Annotated in this window: 2 protein-coding genes and 1 pseudogene; 1 reads left to right on the top strand and 2 read right to left on the bottom strand. The window is 68.8% G+C overall.

Annotated features, from left to right (window positions below):
* Positions 1-87 precede the first annotated feature (87 nt).
* Together cobO and cobU are read right to left on the bottom strand one after the other, a co-directional pair.
* Positions 88-687: a cob(I)yrinic acid a,c-diamide adenosyltransferase gene (gene cobO, locus NS355_RS17285; protein ID WP_430727021.1), complete on the bottom strand. Its 600-nt coding sequence runs from the start codon at positions 685-687 to the stop codon at positions 88-90.
* On the bottom strand, positions 687-1,211 hold the full coding sequence (cobU, locus tag NS355_RS17290) for a bifunctional adenosylcobinamide kinase/adenosylcobinamide-phosphate guanylyltransferase (protein ID WP_058746815.1): 525 nt from the start codon (positions 1,209-1,211) through the stop codon (positions 687-689). The genes cobO and cobU overlap by 1 nt, the downstream gene beginning before the upstream one ends.
* Positions 1,212-1,238: 27 nt before the next feature.
* On the opposite strand from cobU, the pseudogene NS355_RS17295 reads away from it, so the two are divergent.
* Positions 1,239-1,626, top strand: a pseudogene (locus NS355_RS17295) (threonine-phosphate decarboxylase); the annotation flags it as partial.

Here is a 1,626-nt window from a genome sequence, read left to right on the forward strand (position 1 = left end):
CCCCAACCCCTCCCGCAGGCGGGAGGGGTTGGGGGAGGGCAAGGCCACAGGCCAGAGGCCGTTTGGTGCATCCCTCCTTGCATAGGCTTAGAACTCGATGCCCTTTTGCGCCTTTACGCCCTGTTCGCGGAAGGGGTGCTTTACCTGCGTCATGTCGGTCACCAGGTCCGCCGCGTCGATCAGCACATCGGGCGCGTTGCGGCCCGTAATGACCACATGCGTCATCGCGCCCTTGGTGCCGAGCACCTCCAGCACCTCGTCCACCGGCAGGTAATCGTAGCGAAGCACGATGTTCAGCTCGTCCGCGACGATCAGGTCATAGGACGGATCGGCGACCATCCGCTTGACCTCTTCCCACGCGCCCCGCGCGGTGGCGATGTCGCGGGCGCGGTCCTGGGTGTTCCAGGTGAAGCCTTCGCCCATCGCGTGGAAATCGACCTCCGGAAAGCGCGCCAGCACCGCCGCCTCGCCGGTGGTCATCGCGCCCTTCACGAACTGGACCATGCCGACGCGCATGCCGTGGCCGACCGCGCGGATCACCATGCCGAGCGCGGCGGTCGTCTTGCCCTTGCCTTTGCCGGTATGGACGATGATCAGCCCTTTTTCGGCGTCGCGCGCGGCAACCTTGCTGTCCTGCGCGGCCTTTTTCTTGGCCATGCGCTCGGCATGTTCGGCGTCGGTTCGCATCATTTCTCTCCTGAAAGCCGCAAGGGCAGCCCCGCCACCACCAGATCGGTCGCGTCGCACACCCGCGCCAGCCGCTGGTTGAGCGTGCCCTGCGCATCGCGGAAGCGCCGGGCGAGCGCATTGTCGGGCACGATGCCGAAGCCGACCTCGTTGCTGACCAGCACCACCGGACCGGGCGCGTTGGCCAGCTCCGCGACCAGCGCATCGCCCGCCGCCGCCAGGTCGGCCTCCCCCAGCAACAGGTTGGTGAGCCAAAGCGTCAGACAGTCGACCAGCAGCACCCGGTCGGCCCGGCTATGCTCGGCGACAGCTTCCGGCAGGGCCAAGGGTGCTTCGACGGTCGTCCAACGTTCGTCGCGATCGGCCTGGTGCCGCGCGATACGGTCGCGCATCTCATCGTCCCAGGCTTGTGCGGTCGCGATGAAGCAGCCGGTGGGCGTCATCGCCTCGGCCAGCGCCTGCGCATGGCGGCTCTTGCCCGACCGGGCGCCGCCGAGGACCAACAGGGTGCGGGGCTTCGTCATGCCGGTTCGCATCGCGGGAGCGGGGCTGTGACGCAAGCGGAAATGGGTGCGCTGACCCATCATGGCGGGCGGATCGACGCGGCCATGGCACTGTTTCCCGATGCGCCGAGGCCGTGGCTCGATCTGTCGACGGGGATCAATCCGGTGCCCTGGACCCCGCCCAAGGGGCTGAAAGTCGATCCCGCCCCCTTGCCGGACCGCAGCGCGCTGGCACGGCTGGAAGCACAGGCGGCGGCCCATTTCGGCGTCGCGGCGGAGCGGGTGGCGGCGGTGCCGGGCAGCGAGATGGCGCTTCGCCTGTTGCCGCTGCTGGGCGTGCCGCAGCCGATCGTGGCGGTTCGCCCGAGCTATGGCACGCATGGTGTGGTCGCGTCTGCGCGGGTCGATCAGTCCGTGCTGGACGACTGGGCAGGGC

Source organism: Sphingomonas yabuuchiae, from assembly GCF_001477495.1.
GTDB lineage: Bacteria > Pseudomonadota > Alphaproteobacteria > Sphingomonadales > Sphingomonadaceae > Sphingomonas > Sphingomonas yabuuchiae_A.